The sequence below is a fragment of the Rhizobium sp. NFACC06-2 genome (genome assembly GCF_900101425.1).
Taxonomy (GTDB): domain Bacteria; phylum Pseudomonadota; class Alphaproteobacteria; order Rhizobiales; family Rhizobiaceae; genus Agrobacterium; species Agrobacterium leguminum.
In genome coordinates this window covers 125,008-143,700 of record NZ_FMVA01000003.1, presented here as the reverse complement: position 1 = coordinate 143,700, position 18,693 = coordinate 125,008, and the positions used below count along the sequence as shown (strand labels likewise).

16 protein-coding genes are annotated in these 18,693 nt (G+C 61.0%); 10 read left to right on the top strand and 6 right to left on the bottom strand.

Annotated elements, in window-relative coordinates:
- Nucleotides 1-12 precede the first annotated feature (12 nt).
- Complete coding sequence (locus F3H58_RS07575; RefSeq protein ID WP_149741768.1) at nt 13-1,056, top strand: tartrate dehydrogenase; 1,044 nt, start codon at nt 13-15, stop codon at nt 1,054-1,056.
- Nucleotides 1,057-1,071: 15 nt separating this feature from the next.
- Complete coding sequence (locus F3H58_RS07570) at nt 1,072-2,529, top strand: NAD-dependent succinate-semialdehyde dehydrogenase (RefSeq protein ID WP_149741767.1); 1,458 nt, start codon at nt 1,072-1,074, stop codon at nt 2,527-2,529.
- 271 nt (nt 2,530-2,800) lie between these two features.
- Here the strand turns inward: F3H58_RS07570 and F3H58_RS07565 are convergent, their stop codons facing one another.
- Together F3H58_RS07565 and F3H58_RS07560 are read right to left on the bottom strand one after the other, a co-directional pair.
- Entirely contained in the window at nt 2,801-4,075 is a 1,275-nt protein-coding gene (locus tag F3H58_RS07565; RefSeq protein ID WP_149741766.1) for an NAD(P)/FAD-dependent oxidoreductase, read from the bottom strand.
- A gap of 15 nt (nt 4,076-4,090) precedes the next feature.
- On the bottom strand, nt 4,091-4,759 hold the full coding sequence (locus tag F3H58_RS07560) for a haloacid dehalogenase type II (RefSeq protein WP_149741765.1): 669 nt from the start codon (nt 4,757-4,759) through the stop codon (nt 4,091-4,093).
- Nucleotides 4,760-5,081: 322 nt separating this feature from the next.
- Here F3H58_RS07560 and F3H58_RS07555 point away from each other — a divergent pair, with 322 nt between their 5' ends.
- The 7 genes from F3H58_RS07555 (at nt 5,082) to F3H58_RS07525 (ending at nt 13,529) form a co-directional block, all read left to right on the top strand.
- Nucleotides 5,082-5,918 carry a GNAT family N-acetyltransferase gene (locus tag F3H58_RS07555; RefSeq protein WP_149741764.1) on the top strand — a complete coding sequence of 279 codons (837 nt, stop codon included), beginning with the start codon at nt 5,082-5,084 and terminating at the stop codon, nt 5,916-5,918.
- 14 nt (nt 5,919-5,932) lie between these two features.
- Nucleotides 5,933-7,306, top strand: coding sequence for an aspartate aminotransferase family protein (locus tag F3H58_RS07550; protein ID WP_149741763.1), 1,374 nt, complete (start codon nt 5,933-5,935; stop codon nt 7,304-7,306).
- A gap of 257 nt (nt 7,307-7,563) precedes the next feature.
- Nucleotides 7,564-8,277, top strand: a complete 714-nt coding sequence (locus F3H58_RS07545; protein ID WP_003524662.1) for an HAD-IA family hydrolase — start codon at nt 7,564-7,566, stop codon at nt 8,275-8,277.
- Between the two features lie 92 nt (nt 8,278-8,369).
- Nucleotides 8,370-9,980, top strand: coding sequence for an ABC transporter substrate-binding protein (locus tag F3H58_RS07540; RefSeq protein ID WP_149741761.1), 1,611 nt, complete (start codon nt 8,370-8,372; stop codon nt 9,978-9,980).
- Between the two features lie 92 nt (nt 9,981-10,072).
- Nucleotides 10,073-11,023: an ABC transporter permease gene (locus F3H58_RS07535; protein ID WP_149741760.1), complete on the top strand. Its 951-nt coding sequence runs from the start codon at nt 10,073-10,075 to the stop codon at nt 11,021-11,023.
- Nucleotides 11,023-11,874: an ABC transporter permease gene (locus F3H58_RS07530; protein WP_149741759.1), complete on the top strand. Its 852-nt coding sequence runs from the start codon at nt 11,023-11,025 to the stop codon at nt 11,872-11,874. The genes F3H58_RS07535 and F3H58_RS07530 overlap by 1 nt, the downstream gene beginning before the upstream one ends.
- Nucleotides 11,874-13,529, top strand: a complete 1,656-nt coding sequence (locus tag F3H58_RS07525) for an ABC transporter ATP-binding protein (RefSeq protein ID WP_149741758.1) — start codon at nt 11,874-11,876, stop codon at nt 13,527-13,529. The genes F3H58_RS07530 and F3H58_RS07525 overlap by 1 nt, the downstream gene beginning before the upstream one ends.
- A 216-nt stretch (nt 13,530-13,745) precedes the next feature.
- Here F3H58_RS07525 and F3H58_RS07520 read toward each other — a convergent pair whose 3' ends face one another.
- Nucleotides 13,746-14,222 (bottom strand): Lrp/AsnC family transcriptional regulator, encoded by a 477-nt coding sequence (locus tag F3H58_RS07520; RefSeq protein ID WP_003506856.1) that lies wholly within the window; start codon nt 14,220-14,222, stop codon nt 13,746-13,748.
- A 230-nt stretch (nt 14,223-14,452) separates the two neighbouring features.
- Between F3H58_RS07520 and F3H58_RS07515 the strand changes: the two genes are divergently transcribed.
- Nucleotides 14,453-15,778, top strand: a complete 1,326-nt coding sequence (locus F3H58_RS07515; RefSeq protein WP_149741757.1) for an NAD(P)/FAD-dependent oxidoreductase — start codon at nt 14,453-14,455, stop codon at nt 15,776-15,778.
- 7 nt (nt 15,779-15,785) lie between these two features.
- On the opposite strand, the gene F3H58_RS07510 is transcribed toward F3H58_RS07515, so the two are convergent.
- Genes F3H58_RS07510 through F3H58_RS07500 form a run of 3 tightly spaced genes read right to left on the bottom strand, consistent with a single transcriptional unit; the run spans nt 15,786 to nt 18,602 of the window.
- Nucleotides 15,786-16,937, bottom strand: coding sequence for an NAD(P)/FAD-dependent oxidoreductase (locus tag F3H58_RS07510; protein WP_149741756.1), 1,152 nt, complete (start codon nt 16,935-16,937; stop codon nt 15,786-15,788).
- Nucleotides 16,930-18,312, bottom strand: a complete 1,383-nt coding sequence (locus F3H58_RS07505) for an FAD/NAD(P)-dependent oxidoreductase (protein WP_149741755.1) — start codon at nt 18,310-18,312, stop codon at nt 16,930-16,932. The genes F3H58_RS07510 and F3H58_RS07505 overlap by 8 nt, the downstream gene beginning before the upstream one ends.
- Nucleotides 18,291-18,602 (bottom strand): (2Fe-2S)-binding protein, encoded by a 312-nt coding sequence (locus tag F3H58_RS07500; protein ID WP_149741754.1) that lies wholly within the window; start codon nt 18,600-18,602, stop codon nt 18,291-18,293. The genes F3H58_RS07505 and F3H58_RS07500 overlap by 22 nt, the downstream gene beginning before the upstream one ends.
- Nucleotides 18,603-18,693: the final 91 nt, after the last annotated feature.

Below are 18,693 nucleotides of genomic sequence, written 5' to 3'. Positions count from 1 at the left end.
AGGGGAAATGTCTTGAAAACGCATCGCATCGCACTCATTCCCGGAGACGGCATCGGCAAAAGCGTAACGCACGCCGCATGGCAGGTGCTCAACGCCGCCGCCAAAACCTCCGGTTTTGCGCTTGAAGGAACGGAATTCCCCTGGTCCTGCGCCTTCTACAAGGAAACCGGCGCGATGATGCCCAAGGACGGCATCGAAGCCCTGCGCGGCTTCGATGCCATTCTGCTCGGCGCAGTCGGCTGGCCGGCGGAAGTGCCTGACTCCGTGTCGCTGCACGGCCTGCTGCTGCCGATCCGCAAGGCCTTCGTGCAATATGCCAATATCCGCCCGCACCGGCTTCTGCCCGGCGTGCAGGGGCCTTTGAAGGCCGATGGCTTCGACATTCTCTGCATCCGTGAAAACACGGAGGGCGAATATTCCGGCGCCGGTGGCCGCGTGCATCAGGGCACCGACGACGAAGTTGCCGTCGAAACCTCTATCTTCACCCGCAAGGGTGTGGAGCGCATCCTGCGCTTCGGCTTCGAACAGGCGCAGAAGCGTCGCGGCAAGCTTGCCTCCATCACCAAGTCCAATGCCCAGAAATATTCGATGGTGTTCTGGGACGAGGTGACCCACAAGCTCGCTGCCGAATATCCGGATGTCGAGGTTTCCAGCTATCACATCGACGCCATGGCGGCCCGCATGGTCATGGCCCCGGAAAGCCTCGATGTCGTCGTCGCCTCCAACCTCTTCGGCGATATTCTGACTGACCTCGGCGCGGCCATTCAGGGCGGCCTCGGCTTTGCCGCTTCCGCCAATATTAATCCTGACCGCAGCGCGCCGTCCATGTTCGAGCCGGTGCACGGTTCGGCCCCGGATATCGCCCATCTCGGTATCGCCAACCCCATCGCCGCCATCTGGTCCGGCGCGATGATGCTCGAACATCTCGGTGAAAAAGACGCGGCCGTGCGTATCATGACGGCGCTGGAAACGGCGACCGGCCGGGGTATCGGCACTGTGCCGGGCAAGGACAAGACAGACGCCATCACCGCCGCGGTTCTTGCGGCACTCGACTGATTTCGGAGACAGATGATGCAAGGTTTGAAGGACAAGGAACTCTTTCGCCAGACGGGCTTGATCGGCGGCGCCTGGAAGGCGGCGGCATCGGGCAAGGCGGTCGACGTGATCGATCCGGCGACGCAGGCGGTCATCGGCACCGTGCCGGATATGGACGGCGCAGAAACCCGCGCGGCCATCGAAGCCGCCAACGCCGCCTTCGGCCCGTGGAAGAAAAAGACCCACGCGGAGCGCGCAGCGCTTCTGGAAAAATGGTTCGCGCTGATGATCGAGAATATCGACGATCTCGGCCTGATCCTGACCACCGAACAGGGCAAGCCGCTTGAGGAGGCCAAAGGTGAGATCCGCTATGGCGCATCCTTCGTCAAATGGTTTGCCGAAGAGGCCCGTCGTATCGGCGGCGGTACCATCCCTTCACCGACGCCGGACAGGCGCATTGTGGTGCTGAAGGAACCGGTCGGCGTCTGCGGCATCATCACGCCATGGAATTTCCCGAATGCGATGATCACCCGCAAGGTCGCGCCGGCACTCGCCACCGGCTGCACCGTGGTCATCAAGCCTTCGGAATTCACGCCCTATTCGGCCTTGGCGCTTGGCGTGCTCGCCGAACGGGCAGGCATTCCCGCGGGCGTCATCAACATCGTCACCGGCATGCCGACTGATATCGGCAATGAAATCATGGCCAATGAGACGGTTCGCAAGATTTCCTTCACCGGCTCCACCCGCGTCGGTTCGCTGCTAATGCGGGGCGCTGCGGACAGCATCAAGCGCCTGTCGCTGGAACTGGGCGGCAATGCGCCCTTCATCGTGTTCGACGATGCCGATCTCGATCTTGCCATTGAAGGCGCGCTGGTTTCGAAATTCCGCAATGGTGGCCAGACCTGCGTCTGCGCTAACCGGATTCTGGTGCAGGCAAGCGTTTATGACGCCTTCGCCAAAAAACTGGCGGATCGCGTCGACGCCATGCGCGTTGGCCCCGGAACGGAAGCGGGCGTCTCCATTGGCCCGATGATCAACCAACCGGCGATCGCGAAAATCCGCGCCCATATCGATGACGCCGTTTCCAAGGGTGCCACGGTCATCACCAAGCCGCGCAATCTGCCGGAAGGTCCGCAATATACAGCGCCCGTGGTGCTGACGGGCGCAACGACGGCGATGCAACTGGCAAGCGAGGAGACTTTCGGACCGGTCGCTCCGCTCTTCCGTTTCGAGACGGAAGAAGAGGCGCTCACTATCGCCAATGGAACACCCTTCGGCCTTGCCGCCTATTTCTACACCGAGAACCTCAAGCGCGCCTGGCGTGTGGGCGAAGCGCTGGAATTCGGCATGGTCGGTCTCAATACCGGGTTGATCTCCACCGAGGTCGCCCCTTTCGGCGGCGTCAAGCAATCCGGTCTCGGCCGCGAGGGTGCACAGATCGGTATCGAAGAATATCTGGAGACCAAGACATTTCATATTGGCGGGCTTGCCTGAACCCGCTTCATTCTCCCCGCCTAAAGGGTCGCTCTGCGGCCCTTCTTTTTTTGAAGCGCGGAATTGAAAAAGCGGCATTGCGGGAATTGGAAATACAGTCCTGACACAAATAGGTTTGGAAAAGCCGCAGCATTTACACTCCGTCACCCCGGACTTGGTCCGGGGTCCAGCGCGATCAAGTCCTTGATTGCAGAAGACTCTTTCACCGCGCAGACGCGCGGTGGCTGGATGCCGGATCAAGTCCGGCATGACGGAAAAACGAACAGCCCTTCTACTGAATCTTGTCCAGCATCTTGTAATAAAAGCCCACCAGCGGCAGGAACCACGGCTTGCCGAAATGACCCGGCACCGCCGGCCAGTCCAGCCCTTTCAGGGGATTGTTATCCGGCCGTCCCAGAATGGCGTCGGCCATGATCATGCCGAGATGGGTGGAAAGTTGCGCACCGTGGCCGGAATAGCCCATGGCGTACCAGACGCCGTCATGGAAACCGGCGCGCGGATAACGGTCCTTGGTCATGTCTACCAGTCCGCCCCAGCAATAATCGATCGGCACATGGGAAAGCTGCGGGAAGATGCGATGCAGACTTTCCGTCAGGATCGCGCCGCTCTTGGCATCGGAACGCTGGTCGGATGTCGCGGAAAAGCGGGCGCGGCCGCCGAAGATCAAGCGATTGTCCGGCGCCAGACGAAAATAATTGCCGATATTCATGGAGTTGACATAGGTGCGATTGCCGGGAACCGAGGCCTTGATCTCGGCATCCGTCAGCGGCCGCGTGGCGATGATGAAACTGCCGACCGCGATGATGCGGCGACGGAAATAACCGAAGCCGGACGGCGTGTAGGCGCCGGTCGCCACCAGAACATTGTCGGCCGTCACTTTGCCGCGCGGGGTTTCCAGTTCGTGGGTCCTGCCGTTCTGGATGTGCTTCGTCACCGCCGCATTTTCGAAGATCACCGCGCCATGACGGCTGGCGGCTTCGGCAAGGCCGGCCACATAGCGGCCCATATGCATCATCGCGCTCTTCTTCGAGAGCATGGCGCCATAAAAGGGCGAGCCGATCTCCGACTTTAGATCGGCTGCGGAAAGAAGCGCCGTATCGGGATCGACTTCGGCGTGAACCGCTTCGAAATTCTTCGCCAGACCTTCGAAATGCTGCGGTTTCGACGCCATTTTAAGCTTGCCTGCCCGGCGGAAATTGCACTCGATCCCCTCCTCCGCAATCAACGCCTCCAGCGTATCGATGGAGGAATCGAGCGCCTTGTAGAGCGCGATAGCCCGCTCCTTGCCGAGTTCCGCCTTGGCGGAGAGATAGGAATGGGCAAGGCCATTGTTGAGATGGCCACCGTTGCGGCCCGAAGCGCCCCAGCCCACGCGCTGCCCTTCCAGAACGACGACGCGCGCACCGGCTTTCGCAAGCTGGCGCGCGGCACCGAGACCCGTGAAGCCGCCGCCGATGACGGCCACATCATAATGGCCTTCGACAGGACCTTGCGCCGCCCCGGAAAACTGGGGCGCCGTGTCGTGCCAATAGGAGACGAGCTTCATGATCAATGTCCTCTCTTACAGTCCGACAACGCCCGCAAGGCCGGAAATGTCTGAAATTTCCGTGTAACCGTAATAGGGATTTGCAGGTTCATGGCCACGGTTGACCCAGACCTTGTTCTTGATGCCGAGATCATGGGCCGACATCAGATCGTAGCGGAAGGAGGACGACACGTGCAGGATGTCCTCCGGGCCGCAACCGAGCATGTCGAACATATATTCGAACGCCTTGAAATGCGGTTTATAGGCCTGTGCCTGTTCGGCCGTATAGACGGCATGGAAGGGTGCGCCGAGTTTTGCGACATTCGACATGATCTGTGAGTTCATGGCGTTGGACAGAATGACCAGCGGGATCTCCTTGGCGACCTTGGAAAGACCCGACGGAACGTCGGCATGCGGCCCCCACGTCGGAACCCGCTCATAGACCATTGCTGCATCTTCATCCTTAAAGGCTACACCATTGCGCTTGCAGGTGCGCGACAGGGCATTGTGGACGACCTCTGCATAAGGCTTCCAGTCATGCATGACCTCGTCCAGACGATAGGCGGAAAAATTCTTGATGAACTCTTCCATCTCCGCCTCTCCCAGACGATCACCGTAGAGATCGCGGGCAGCCTCTGCCATCTGGAAATGAATGAGCGTGCCGTAGCAATCGAAAGTGATGTATTTCGGGCGGAAGATGGTCATCTCGTCGTCATCCTTGCTTGGGGATTGGTGGTGGCTGCAATAATGAGATCATAGAGGCCTTTGGCTGATCGGCGCACCGCAATTGCCGGTCACGGAAGCAGATTGTTGCGTATCCAGCCGCCAGTTTGGCAGAGAGTTGCGCTGGGGCAAACCGACAGTCTTCTCCTGCCCCAGCTTTATCGACCGACACGAACAGGACGCGGCATAAGATGCGGCGGCGGATAAAAGCAACAGCGAAACATATCGAACCTTCCCATTTGTCGGGACAATCTTCTTTCGGCATCGGTCTATCAATGAATAAGCAGAAAAACGGAGTTCCGGCATGCAGGCGAGCCTGATCGATATCCAAACGTTTCAACAGCACCACCTCGACGCGGCCGTTGAACTTTCCCGCCAGGCCGGCTGGCCGCACCGGAAAGAAGACTGGGCGCTGGTCCTTTCCCTCAGCAAGGGTTTCGTCGCCCTGGAAAACGGGCGCGTCGTCGGAACCGCCATGGCGACGATTCTTGGAGACACCTGCGCCACCGTCAACATGGTGATCGTGGACGAGAGCATGCGCGGCCGCGGCCTTGGACGCCGGCTGATGGGCGCGGCATTGGACGCAGCAGAAAATCGCGAGTGCCGTCTTGTCGCCACGGCCGACGGCCTGCCCCTTTATGAAAAGCTAGGCTTCGCCGCCTGCGGCGAGGTGCTCCAGCACCAGGGCATTCCGGCCGCGACCGACAGGCCGGAAGGTGTCATCTGGGCGGAAACCATCGATCCGGACGAACTCGCCGCGCTCGATGCGCAGGCTTTCGGTGCGGATCGCACGGACCTCTTTGCAGCACTTGCCGACAGGGCGCGTTTCGCGCTCGTGCAGGAACAGGGAGTCATCAAGGGCTTTGCAGCACTTCGCGCCTTCGGACGTGGCGAAGTCATCGGCCCGGTCGTGGCGGAAAACGCTGAAATCGCGAAAGATCTGATCGCATTCGTGTTTTCTGAACGTCCCGGCGCATTCCTTCGTGTGGACACCACGACCGATACGGGGCTTGCCCCCTGGCTTGCCGAACGCGGTCTTGGCCATGTCGGCGGCGGCATCGCAATGCGCCGGTCGAAAACCGAAATCCCCGCCGACAAAAAACTGAAAACATTCGCATTGACCAGCCAGGCACTCGGCTGAATCCGGAGAGACCCATGTTAAGCAATTCACTGATCGAACTGGATCGCGCCCATCTGGTGCACCCCGTCTCCTCCTTCCGCGGCCATGAAAAGCTCGGCGTGCGGGTGCTGCAATCGGCACGCGGCGCCACCGTCACCGACATGACCGGCCATCAGCTGATCGACGGATTTGCCGGCCTGTGGTGCGTCAATGCCGGCTACGGGCACGACAGCATCGTTGAAGCGGCGGCAAAGCAGATGCGTGAATTGCCCTATGCCACCGCCTATTTCGACATTGGCAGCGAACCGGCGATCCGGCTGGCGTCTGAGCTTGCCGACCGCGCGCCGGGTGACCTCAACCATGTCTATTTCACGCTTGGCGGTTCGGATGCCGTGGACAGCACCATCCGGTTCATCCGTTATTACTGGCATGCGAAAGGCCAGCCGCAGCGCGACCAGTTCATTTCCATCGAACAGGGCTATCACGGTTCCACCACCGCCGGCTCCGGCCTCACTGCGCTGCCCGCATTCCATGCGGGTTTCGGCGTGCCCTATGACTGGCAGCACAAAATTCCGTCGCATTATGCCTATCGCAATCCGGCAGGCAGTGATCCGGCTGCCATCATCACATCCTCCCTGCAAATTCTGAAGGACAAGATCGAGGCCATCGGCCCGGACCGCGTCGCCGCCTTTTATGCCGAACCCATTCAGGGTTCGGGCGGCGTTTTGGTCCCACCACCGGGCTGGATCAAGGCCATGCGCGACCTCTGCCGTTCCTATGGTATTCTCTTTGTCGCCGATGAAGTCATCACCGGCTTCGGCCGCACGGGACCGCTCTTTGCCTGTGCAGACGAGGACATCGTGCCGGACTTCATCACGACCGCCAAAGGCCTCACGTCAGGCTATGTGCCTATGGGCGCCGTCTTCATGGCGGACCACGTCTATGATACAATAGCCGACTTCGCAGGCGAGGCCGCAATCGGGCACGGCTACACCTATTCCGCCCATCCCGTCAGCGCCGCCGTCGGTCTCGAAGTGCTGAAACTTTACGAGGGCGGGCTGCTGGAAAACGGCCGCCGCGCCGGTCAAAGGCTGATGGCGGGGCTTGAGAGCCTGAGAAGCCATCCGCTGGTCGGCGATGTCCGCGGCCGCGGCATGCTCGCCGCCGTAGAACTCGTGACCGACAAGGACAGGAAAACACCCTTGCCGAGCGCAGCCGCCCCCGCGCGAAAAGTTTTCGACCGCGCCTGGGAAAACGGTCTGATCGTGCGCGCCTTTGCGAACGGTATTCTGGGTTACGCGCCGCCGCTCTGCTGCACCGACAGCGAGATCGACGCCATCATCGAGCGGACGCTGAAGACCCTCGACCAGACGCTCGAAGACCCCGCGGTGCGGGCCGCCATGGCCTGAGGCGATAGCCGGGTGGCGTTGCGGCACCCTCTCGAAATGTCGCAACGCACCGCATATTCGCAATATTCTGCCGAAGAGCCGATCCATTTCGGCGAATCCGGTGTGCCGAAAGTGCCAAACTATTAATGCAAACGGCACTAAACGCCATAAAAAAGGGCGTAATCGTAAATGGGAACGGGGCAAGGATCCCGTCCGGGAACAGAATAATCTGCCGCAGGCTCCCCAAGAGGCTTAAGGCGGCAAAGCGGAGACCGACATTGCCCAAAAAACTGAGCGACTTCAAATATATGAGCTTCGACGTGGTGGGGACCCTCATCGATTTCGAAGGCGGCCTGAAATCGACGCTGGCCGCAATCGGCGCGGAAAACGGCGTGGAGGTCGATGGTGAAAAGGCGCTCGCGCTTTACCGCGCGGCCCGTTATTCCGACGCGACCGACCTGTTTCCGGATGACCTCGTCCGCGTATACCTGATCATCGCTCCCGAACTTGGCCTGCCGGCGGAACGCGCATTCGGTGAACGCCTGCGCGATGCGGCAAAAAGCTGGAAAGGCTTTGAAGACAGCCGCGCCGCCATGGCCGAACTTGCCAAGACGCATCGCCTCATCGCCATGACCAACGCCCAGCGCTGGGCCTTCGAATATTTCTCGAAGGAACTCGGCAATCCCTTTCATGCCGCTTTCACGGCGGATGACACCGGCACCGAAAAACCCGATCCCGCCTTCTTCGAAAAGGTCTTCGCCTTTGTGGAAAGCGAGGGCGCATCGAAGGACGACATTCTGCACGTCGCGCAAAGCCAGTACCATGATATCGGCATTTCCCGAAAACTGGGCATGACGAATTGCTGGATCGAGCGTCGCCACGCCCAGAAAGGATATGGCGGCACGATCGAACCGGAAAACTTTACCGAGCCGGACTACCACTTCACCTCCATGGCCGGCCTTGCCGAAGCAGTGAAACAGACGGGCGGCTGAGCCGCCCCGCCAATGGCGCGCCGCGAACTGGGATGCGGCAGCCGGAAATTTCTTCAGACGCATTTCAACAAATCATACAAAAGGGGAAGACCATGAGTGACAGGATTACAAACTGGACCCGCTCCGACGATGCCGCCGTTGAACAGGCGATCCGACGCGGCGCAACGCGGCGTGAGCTGCTTCACATGCTGCTGGCGGGCGGCGTCGCCCTTTCCGCCGGTTCGGCCATCCTCGGCCGCGCCTCTGGCGCCGTGGCCGCAACGCCGGTATCCGGCGGCACGCTGAAAGCTGCCGGCTGGTCCTCCTCCACCGCCGATACGCTCGATCCGGCAAAAGCCTCGCTTTCGACGGACTATGTCCGTTGCTGCGCGCTCTATAACCGTTTGAGCTTCCTCGATGTTTCCGGCACACCGCAGCTGGAGCTGGCCGAAGCTATCGAAACGAAGGACGCCAAGACCTGGACGGTGAAGCTGCGTTCAGGCGTCACCTTCCATGACGGCAAGGCCCTGACGGCCGACGACGTGGTTTATTCGCTGAAGCGACATCTCGATCCGGCCGTCGGTTCCAAGGTCGCAAAGATCGCCGCCCAGATGACCGGCTTCAAGGCTCTCGACAAGAGCACGGTCGAAATCACGCTGGCGAACCCGAACGCCGACCTGCCGTCCATTCTGGCCCTGCACCATTTCATGATCGTTGCCGATGGCACCACGGATTTCTCCAAGGGCAACGGCACCGGCGCCTTCAAGCTCGAAAAGTTCGAGCCGGGCGTGCGTTCGATCATGGCCAAGAACACCAATTACTGGAAGTCCGGCGGCCCACACATCGACAGTTTCGAATTCATGGCGATTTCGGACGACAATGCCCGCGTCAACGCGCTTCTTTCCGGCGATATCCAGCTGGCGGCCTCCATCAACCCGCGTGCGCTGCGCCTGCTCGACAAGCAGGACGGTGTCGTTCTGTCCAAGACGACATCCGGAAACTACACCAACCTCAACATGCGTCTCGACCAGGCGCCGGGCAACAATGCCGATTTCGTCGCCGGCATGAAGTCGATCGTCAATCGCGAGCAGATCGTCAAGGCGGCCCTGCGCGGCCTCGGTGAAGTCGGCAACGACCAGCCGGTTCCGCCGATGAGCCCCTATCACAATCCGGACCTCAAGCCGAAAGCCTTCGATCCTGACAAGGCGAAGTTCCACTTCGAAAAAGCCGGCCTCATTGGCCAATCCATTCCGGTCATCGCATCGGATGCGGCAAGCTCTTCCGTCGACATGGCGATGATCATCCAGGCTTCCGCCGCCGAAATCGGCGTCAAGCTGGATGTGCAGCGCGTGCCTTCGGACGGTTACTGGAGCAATTACTGGCTGAAGGCGCCTGTCCATTTCGGCAACATCAACCCGCGCCCGACACCGGATATCCTGTTCTCGCTGCTCTATGCTTCCGACGCACCGTGGAACGAAAGCCAGTACAAGTCGCCGAAATTCGACAAGCTGATGCTCGAAGCACGTGGCATGCTCGATATGGACAAGCGCAAGCAGATCTACTTCGAACTGGAAACGATGATCGCCGACGAAGCCGGCACCATCATTCCCGCCTATATTTCGAATGTCGACGCCATCACCTCCAAGTTGAAGGGGCTGGAAGCCAATCCGCTCGGCGGCATGATGGGTTATGCCTTTGCGGAATACGTCTGGCTCGAAGCCTGATAGACCATGGAGCCGGGCGCGAAAATGCGCCCGGCAGCCTTTCCGTCGTTGCGGAAAGCCTCCACAATCAGGCACGTCGCAGGAGCATGTGAATGAACAGCCGGATATTATCCCTTATCGCCAGGCGGCTGGTCGTCATGCTGATGACGCTGCTTATCGTGTCGTTTATCGTCTTTTCGGCCACCAGCCTGCTGCCCGGCGACACGGCAACGATCCTTCTTGGCCAAGCGGCCACGCCGGAAGCCGTGGCCGGTCTGCGCACCGCCATGCATCTCGACGATCCGGCCCTGCTGCGTTTCGTGCGCTGGCTTCTGGGGTTGCTGCAGGGTGAACTCGGCACGTCCTACGCCAACAACATGGCGATTGCCGATCTTATCGGTCCGCGCTTCGTCAACTCCATGAAGCTTGCCGGCATTACCACCATCATCGCCGTACCGCTGGCGCTGACCCTCGGCATCAGCTCCGCCATGCTGCGCGGAACGCTGTATGACCGGGTTGTCACCGTGCTGACCATCGGCGTCATCTCGGTGCCGGAATTCATGATCGCCACACTCGCCGTGCTACTTTTCGCCGTCTATCTGAAATGGCTGCCGGCGCTGTCGCTGGTGAGCGAAGTTCACACGCTTTTCGATGTGCTGCGGGTCTATGCCATGCCGGTCATCACGCTGACCTTCGTCGTTTCCGCACAGATGATCCGCATGAGCCGCGCCGCCGTGATCGAGACGCTGGATACGCCCTACGTGGAAATGGCGCTTTTGAAGGGTGCGCCGCGGATGCGCATCGTGCTTCGCCATGCGCTTCCCAATGCGCTCGGTCCCATCGTCAATGCGGTGGCGCTGTCGCTTTCCTATCTCGTCGGCGGCGTCATCATCGTCGAAACGATCTTCAATTATCCCGGCATTGCCAAGCTGATGGTCGATGGCGTCGCAACCCGCGACCTGCCGCTGATCCAGAGCTGCGCGATGATCTTCTGCGTCGGTTATCTCCTCCTCATCACGACGGCGGACATCATCGCCATCATGTCCAATCCGAGGCTGCGCTGATGGCCGAGAATATCACAACAACTTCGGGGACCTCGCGTTTGGGTTACAAGATCAACGCAGTCGGCGTTTTCGGCTTTCTCGTCATTTTTTTCTGGGCCATGGTCGCAATCTTCGCGCCCTATCTCATTCCGCATCCGGTCGGTGAGATCGTCGATCTCGATTATTTCGGGCCGATGACCTCCGATCTCTGGCTCGGTTCCGATTATCTCGGCCGTGACGTGTTCTCCCGCATTCTCATGGGCGCGCGTTTCACGGTCGGTATATCGCTCGCCGCTGTCACCATCGCCTGCACCTCCGGCGTCGTGCTTGGCATGTGCGCCGCCGTCATCGGCGGCTGGTTCGATGCGGCGCTGAGCCGGTTTCTCGATGCGGTGAATTCCATTCCGAGCAAGCTTTTCGGCCTCGTGGTCGTCGCCGCCGTCGGCTCTTCCATTCCGGTGCTGATCATCACGCTGTCGGTCATCTATACGCCGGGCGCCTATCGTTTCGCCCGGGCGCTCGCCGTCAACGTCAACACCATGGATTTCGTTACCGTCGCCCGGGTGCGCGGCGAAAGCCTGTTCTACCTCATCGGCTCTGAAATCCTGCCGAACATCGTCCGGCCCGTCCTAGCCGATCTTGGCGTGCGCTTCGTGTTCATCGTGCTGCTTTTATCGGGCCTTTCCTTCCTCGGCCTCGGCCTGCAGCCGCCGAATGCGGACTGGGGCGCGCTGGTGCGTGAGAACATCGGCGGCCTGCCGTTTGCGGCCCCCGCCGTCATCTTCCCGTCGCTGGCCATTGCCAGCCTGACGATCAGCGTCAACCTGCTGATCGACAATCTGCCGCAGAAAATCCGCGACAGGAGCGAATAATGAGCAATCTCGTTGAAATCCGTGGACTGAAAGTCGAGGCCACCACCGATTCCGGCCGCCGTATCGACATCATCAAAGGCGTGGACATCGACATCGCCGATGGCGAAATCGTCGCGCTGATCGGCGAAAGCGGTTCCGGCAAGACCACCATCGCGCTGACCCTGATGGGCTATGCCCGGCCGGGCTGCCGCATTTCCGGCGGCAGCGTCAAGGTGGCGGGCCAGGACATGGTGCAGCTTTCCGAAGCCGAACGCGCCAAAGTCCGCGGCACAAAAGTGGCCTATGTGCCGCAGAGCGCCGCCGCAGCCTTCAACCCGGCGCAAAAGATCATCGATCAGGTCATCGAAGTCACCCGCATCCACCATCTGATGCCGCCGCAGGAAGCACGCACACGGGCGGTGGAACTTTTCAAGGCGCTGTCGCTGCCGAACCCCGAGACCATCGGCGAGCGTTACCCGCATCAGGTGTCCGGCGGCCAGCTTCAGCGCCTCTCCGCCGCAATGGCGCTGATCGGCAATCCGAAGCTGGTGATCTTCGATGAGCCCACCACCGCGCTCGACGTCACGACCCAGATCGAGGTTCTGCGTGCCTTCAAATCGGCGATGCGCAAGAACGGCATCGGCGGCGTTTATGTTTCGCACGATCTCGCCGTCGTCGCCCAGATCGCCGACCGGATCGTTGTGCTGAAAGGCGGCGAGGTTCAGGAAACCGGTACGACCACGGATATCCTCGAAAATGCCCAGCATCCCTACACGAAGGAACTGCTGACGGCCTTTCATGACAAGGCGCGTGTCATCACACCCGCGAAGCAGGAGCAGGCAACGCCGCTGCTGGATATCGAAAAGCTGATCGCCGGTTACGGAACGAAGGGCGAAGACAAGATGCCGCTGGTGCGTGCGGTGGATAACGTCAGCCTTTCGGTCTATCCCGGTCGCAATCTCGGCATCATCGGCGAATCCGGTTGTGGAAAATCGACGCTGGCGCGCGCCATCGCCGGCATTCTGCCGGCGGCCGGCGGCCATGTCATCTTCGAAGGCCGGGAACTGGATGCGGATGCACGGCGTCGAACCGGCGACCAGCTGCGCCGGATGCAGATCGTGTTCCAATATGCCGATACCGCACTCAACCCCTCGAAACCCATCGAGGATATTCTCGGCCGGCCGCTGACCTTCTATCACGGCATGAAAGGCAAGGCGCGCGACGCCCGGATCGATGAGCTTCTCGATATGGTGAAGCTGCCGCGCTCGGTGCGTCACCGCCACCCTTCCGGCCTTTCCGGCGGGCAGAAGCAACGCGTCAATTTCGCCCGCGCACTTGCCGCCGAACCCTCGCTCATCATCTGCGATGAAATCACCTCTGCGCTCGATACCGTGGTGGCGGCCGCGATCATCGATCTTCTCGGAGAACTGCAGCGGGAGCTGAACCTCTCCTATATCTTCATCAGCCACGATCTCTCGGTGGTGGAGACCATCTGCGACGAGATCGTCGTGATGTATGGCGGGCAGAAGGTGGAGCATCTGGAAACCGAAGCGATCAAATCGCCCTCCCACCCCTATTCGAAACTGCTGTTCTCCTCGGTGCCGAAACTCGACCCGACATGGCTCGACAATCTCCAGCAGGATGCGGAGTTGGTGCGGGCGTTTTCGAAAAGGTGAGCTGGACGAATGCCAAACAGGTAAGAGAACCTCTCCTGCGTCATGCCGGACTTGATCCGGCATCCAGCCACGACACGTCTGCGTCGTGAAATGAGTCTCATGCGATCAAAGACTTGATCGCGCTGGATCCCGGATCAAGTCCGGGGTGACGGAGGGTGAATGCAACGCCTTCCCAAATCCATCGGTTCTGCGGATGCCTGAGGCGCTCCCTCCACCTCACAGCGGAAACAGGCTGGTCAGCGGCATATGCGACTTGATGATCGGCGATTTCAGCACCACGAAGCTGAAATATTTGTCGATGCCGACATCCATATCGGTCAGCCGCTCCATGATCGACTGATATTCGACGATGCCAGAGGTGACGAATTTCAGCAGGTAATCGTAACCGCCCGAAACAAGGTGGCATTCCACCACTTGGTCGATCTTTTCGACAACGCCGAGGAAGCGGGCGAAATCGATCTGGCGATGGTTCTTCAGCGTGATTTCCGTAAACACCGTCAGCGTCTGGCCGAGCTTGTTGATGTTGATCTGCGCCGAATAACCCTCGATATAACCTTCCGCCTGCAGCTTCTTCACCCGCATCAGGCATGGGCTTGGCGACAGATTGACAAGCTCCGCCAGCTCGACATTGGTGATGCGACCGTTTTTCTGCAATTCGTAGAGGATCTTGATATCGATCCGGTCAAGTTTCATCACGTGCGGAACCCCTTTTTTGTTTTTTGAACACGCGGCATAAAATTCTGGCGCGGCAAAGGAAATCTTACCACATGGGCGAGCCCTGTCGACGTGGGGATATTTTTTTGATGCAGCATAAAGAGTTGCAGAGGCCTCGCCCAACAGCAGGAGATTCCGGCAAGACGCGGAGTCTGGCAGCGTTTACACGCCGGCTGAGGTAAATTAGGACGAATACAAGGAGTCCGACCATGCCCGCCCCGCTGCAACAGATCACGACATCGCCGGAACTGCCGACATCCGCAGACGCCGTCATTATCGGCGGCGGCATCGTCGGTGTCTTCGCCGCCTATTATCTTGCCCGGCGCGGCCTGAAAGTGGCGCTGGTCGAAAAGGGCCTGATCGGGGCCGAGCAATCCAGCCGCAACTGGGGCTGGTGCCGCCAGCAGAACCGCGACGCCCGTGAATTGCCGATTTCCACCAAGAGCCTGGCGCTCTGGCAAGAGTTTGGCGCAGAGAGCGGCGAGGACACGGGTTTTCGCCGCTGTGGGCTGTTTTACCTGAGCGACAATGAGGCCGAACTTGCCGGCTGGGCGCGCTGGCGCGACTTTGCTATTACCGCAGGCGTAACGACCCATATGCTGAGCGCCGATGAGGCGAGCGAACGTGGCCGATCCACGGGAAAGCGCTGGAAGGGCGGCGTGTTTTCGCCGACGGACGGCACGGCCGATCCTTCCATGGCAGCACCCGCCGTGGCGCGCGCCATCATCAAGCTGGGGGGCACGGTGCATCAGAATTGCGCCGCACGCGGGCTTGAGACGGAAGGCGGCCGGGTCAGCGCCGTCGTCACCGAAAAAGGCACGATCCGCACCAAAACCGCCATCATGTCCGGCGGGGCCTGGGCGTCGTCCTTTTGCCGGCAGCTTGGCATTCGTTTCCCGCAGGCCTCCGTCCGCTCTTCCATCCTCTCCGTCACACCGGGTGCGGAGGGGCTGCCGGATGCGCTGCACACCGCCGCCGTTTCGGCAACGAAGAGAAAAGACGGCGGTTACACACTTGCCATCAGCGGGCTGGGGCGCATTGACCCGACGGCGCAGCAGATGCGGTTTGCCCGTGAATTCATCCCGATGTTCCTCAAGCGCTGGCGAAGCCTGCGGCCGGGCGGGCTGGAAGGCATTCGCGGCGGCCACGAGACGCTGAAACGCTGGCGGCTCGATGCGCCGACACCGATGGAGCGGGTTCGTATTCTCGATCCGAAACCCAACGCCGCCGCCATCCGCGAGACCCATAGAAGGGCGCTGGAGCTTCTGCCCGCCCTCGGCAAAACGCAGATTTCCGCCGCCTGGGCCGGTTTCATCGACAGCACGCCCGACGGCGTGCCCGCCATCGGCGAAACCAGCGAATTGCCCGGCTTCATTCTCGCCGCCGGTTTCAGCGGCCACGGTTTCGGCATAGGGCCGGGCGCCGGCCATCTGATCGCCGATATCGTGACCGGCTCGAACCCGATCGTCGATGCCGCCCCCTATCACCCCAGCCGTTTCCTGAATTCGTCCTGGGGCAAGGTCGCGGATTTCTGATCCTCGCTTAGTGGGATGCGACAGGCTGACCACGACGAAAACGGCCGATGTGAAAATCCGCAATCGGCGTCGTGGTGTTTCCGGTCGCTATCAGCTCCGCCATCACGTCGCCGACACCCGGGCCGATCTGGAAACCGTGGCCGCTGAAGCCAAAGGCATAATAAAGGCCGGAGGTTGCGGCACTGTCTCCCATGACCGGCAGATCGTCGGCCATATAGCCTTCCACGCCGGACCAGGTGCGGATCAGCCGGGCATGGCGCAAAGCGGGTGCCAGCCGCAGAAGCTGACGCAGCTGGGCATCGAGCCCGGCGGGATCGTATTTCGCCCGGCGTTCGTCCAGCGCCGCGGCGCATCGTTTCACCCCGCCGAAAATGACGTTTCCGCGCGGGATTTGCCGCATATAGATCACTTCACCGGGAATTTTGGTGGAAACGCCAACGACCGGGTGAATGAACCATGGCAAGGGTTCCGTCACGCCCATTTGCGGGCCGGCAACCTCCAGCGGCACCGCCTCGCCCAAAGCGCCGGCAAAACCGCCGCCCCATGCGCCGCTGGCGACCAGCACCACGGGCGCGCGATAATCCCCTTCCGCCGTCATCACCCGGAAATCCTCACCGGCCTTTTCGATGGCCAAAACCTCGCAATTTTCCACGATCCTTGCACCGTCCCGCCGCGCCGCACGGGCGAAGGCGGGCGCGACGAGGCGCGGATTGGCGTGACCATCATGCGGCGACCATGATCCGGCAACCGCTTCCGGTCCGATAAAGGGGAATTTCTGCCGGATGACCTCGCGCGGGAGGATATGCAACTCCAGACCATATTGCGCGGCATCGTCGCGGTATTTCTCGACCGTGGCGATCTGTTCTTCCGTCCAGAGAAACCGGATATGGCCGACGGGCATGAATTCCACATCCGCACCGGTCAGTTGCGGGATGCGGCTCCAGATATCCCGCGATCTGTTGGCGAGCGGAAGCTGCCCGAGGTAACGGCCCTGACGACGGACATTGCCGAAATTGGTGCCGCTCGCCTGCTGGCCGACGAGGAAACGCTCCAGCAGAATGACGCTGACGCCCCGTTGCCGCAGGAAGAATGCCGTGGCCGTTCCGACAATACCCCCGCCGACAATAATGACATCCGCCTCCGCAAGCGCGTTACGCATTATCGTCTCCCCTCACAATCGCCAGCGGCAACGGTTTTACCGGCGCCTGCCCGCGCAGCCGTCCCGCCGATTCCACCGTCAGACCAGAGGCGGCGGCGACAATCTCCTGTCCCGCCTGCCCGCAGAACCGCCCCTGGCACCGGCCCATGCCGGCCCGCGAGAAAGCTTTCAAGCGATTGACCTCCGTTGCGCCCTTGCCGGTCACGCTCGCGCGCAGCTCTCCCGCCGTTACCACCTCACAGCGGCAGATGATCGTGTCGTCGGCAAGCGCCTGCGCCAACTGGTGCGGCCAGGGGAAGGCCCGGGCCATTCCCTGCGCAAAGCGCCTCGCAGCTCTCAATTGCTTCTGACAGCAGCCGATCTCCGCGCGGGATGGCTTCAAACCCTGATCCTCAAGAAGCGCGAAGGCGGCAAGCCGGCCGGAGGCTTCCGCACCATCTGCACCGAGAATACGCACGCCATCGCCCGCCAGATAGACATTCGCCACCGAACTGCGCCCCATATCGTCCACATCCGGCAACCATTGCCGGATCGGCGGATGAAAGGAAAAGCGACATCCGGCAAGATCGGCAAGCTGGCTTTCCGCCCGCAGATGATAACCCATGCCGACCGCATCGCAGGTGAGGCGTGTTTCCTCACCGGAGGCATTCCGGTAGCGGATACCGGTCACGCCATTCTCACCGTCACCGAGAATCTCTAACGGCACAATGCCTCGCTCGATCCTTACCCCGCCAGCCAGCAAGGCCCCAACGAGCCGCATGCCCTTGAGGAGCTGCGACGGCCACGCGATCATCCCCGGCAGACCCTTGATCTGCGTGGAAAACGGCGTGGTATCCAGCACCGCCACGGGGGCCGCGCCTGCCTTCATATATTGATAAGCCACGAGATAAAGCAGCGGTCCCGTGCCCATGAAAACCACGCGACGCCCTATCGCGCAGGCCTGCGCCTTCAGGGATATCTGCGCCGCGCCAAGCGAAAAACATCCCGGTCTCGTCCAGCCCGGCAAAGGCATGATGCGGTCGGTCGCACCCGATGCGATAATAAGGGCATCGAAATTGACAGCTTCGGATGTCTCTGCGCGCTGAATATGAATGCGATTGTCGCGGATTGCCCATGCCAGGGTCTGCGGCCGGTAATCGATGTGGTCTGAAAGCCCGTCGAATGCCTCGTGCAAAGCCTTCGCCTTGCCCGCTTCCGTGCTGTAAAGGGCCGCATAGGAACGCCGGAAATTTTGCGGCTGGCGGCGGTAGATCTGGCCGCCGCTGCGATCTCCCTCATCAATGACGACGGGGCGGAGCCCCGCCCGCACCAGCGTCTCGGCGGCACGCGTACCGGCGGGGCCGGCGCCCACGATCACGACGCGCAAATCGGCCATAACCCCTCCGGAACCTCGGTTCTGATATCCATGCCCGGAAGTACGGCGGTGGAACAGGCGCGCAGCCGCTCGCCTTCACCCGTCCAGACCCAGCAATCCTGACAGGCGCCCATCAGGCAGAACCCCGCCCGCTCGCCATCGGCGAACTCGGACAAACGGGCAAAGCCGCGCGACAGCATCAACGCCGTCAGCACTGTGTCGCCCTCAAGCGCCTCGACGGGCTTGCCGTCAATCAGGACAGGGCAAGCCGCGCGTCGCTCTTCGGCAATGCGCCTGAATCTGGCCGGCATCCGCGTTTCCTTTCCCGAAATCTTCGCAGGCACCTCTCCTGCACCGTCACAGATTTCCACGGCAGAAGGTTTCCCGCCAATCGCAAATGGT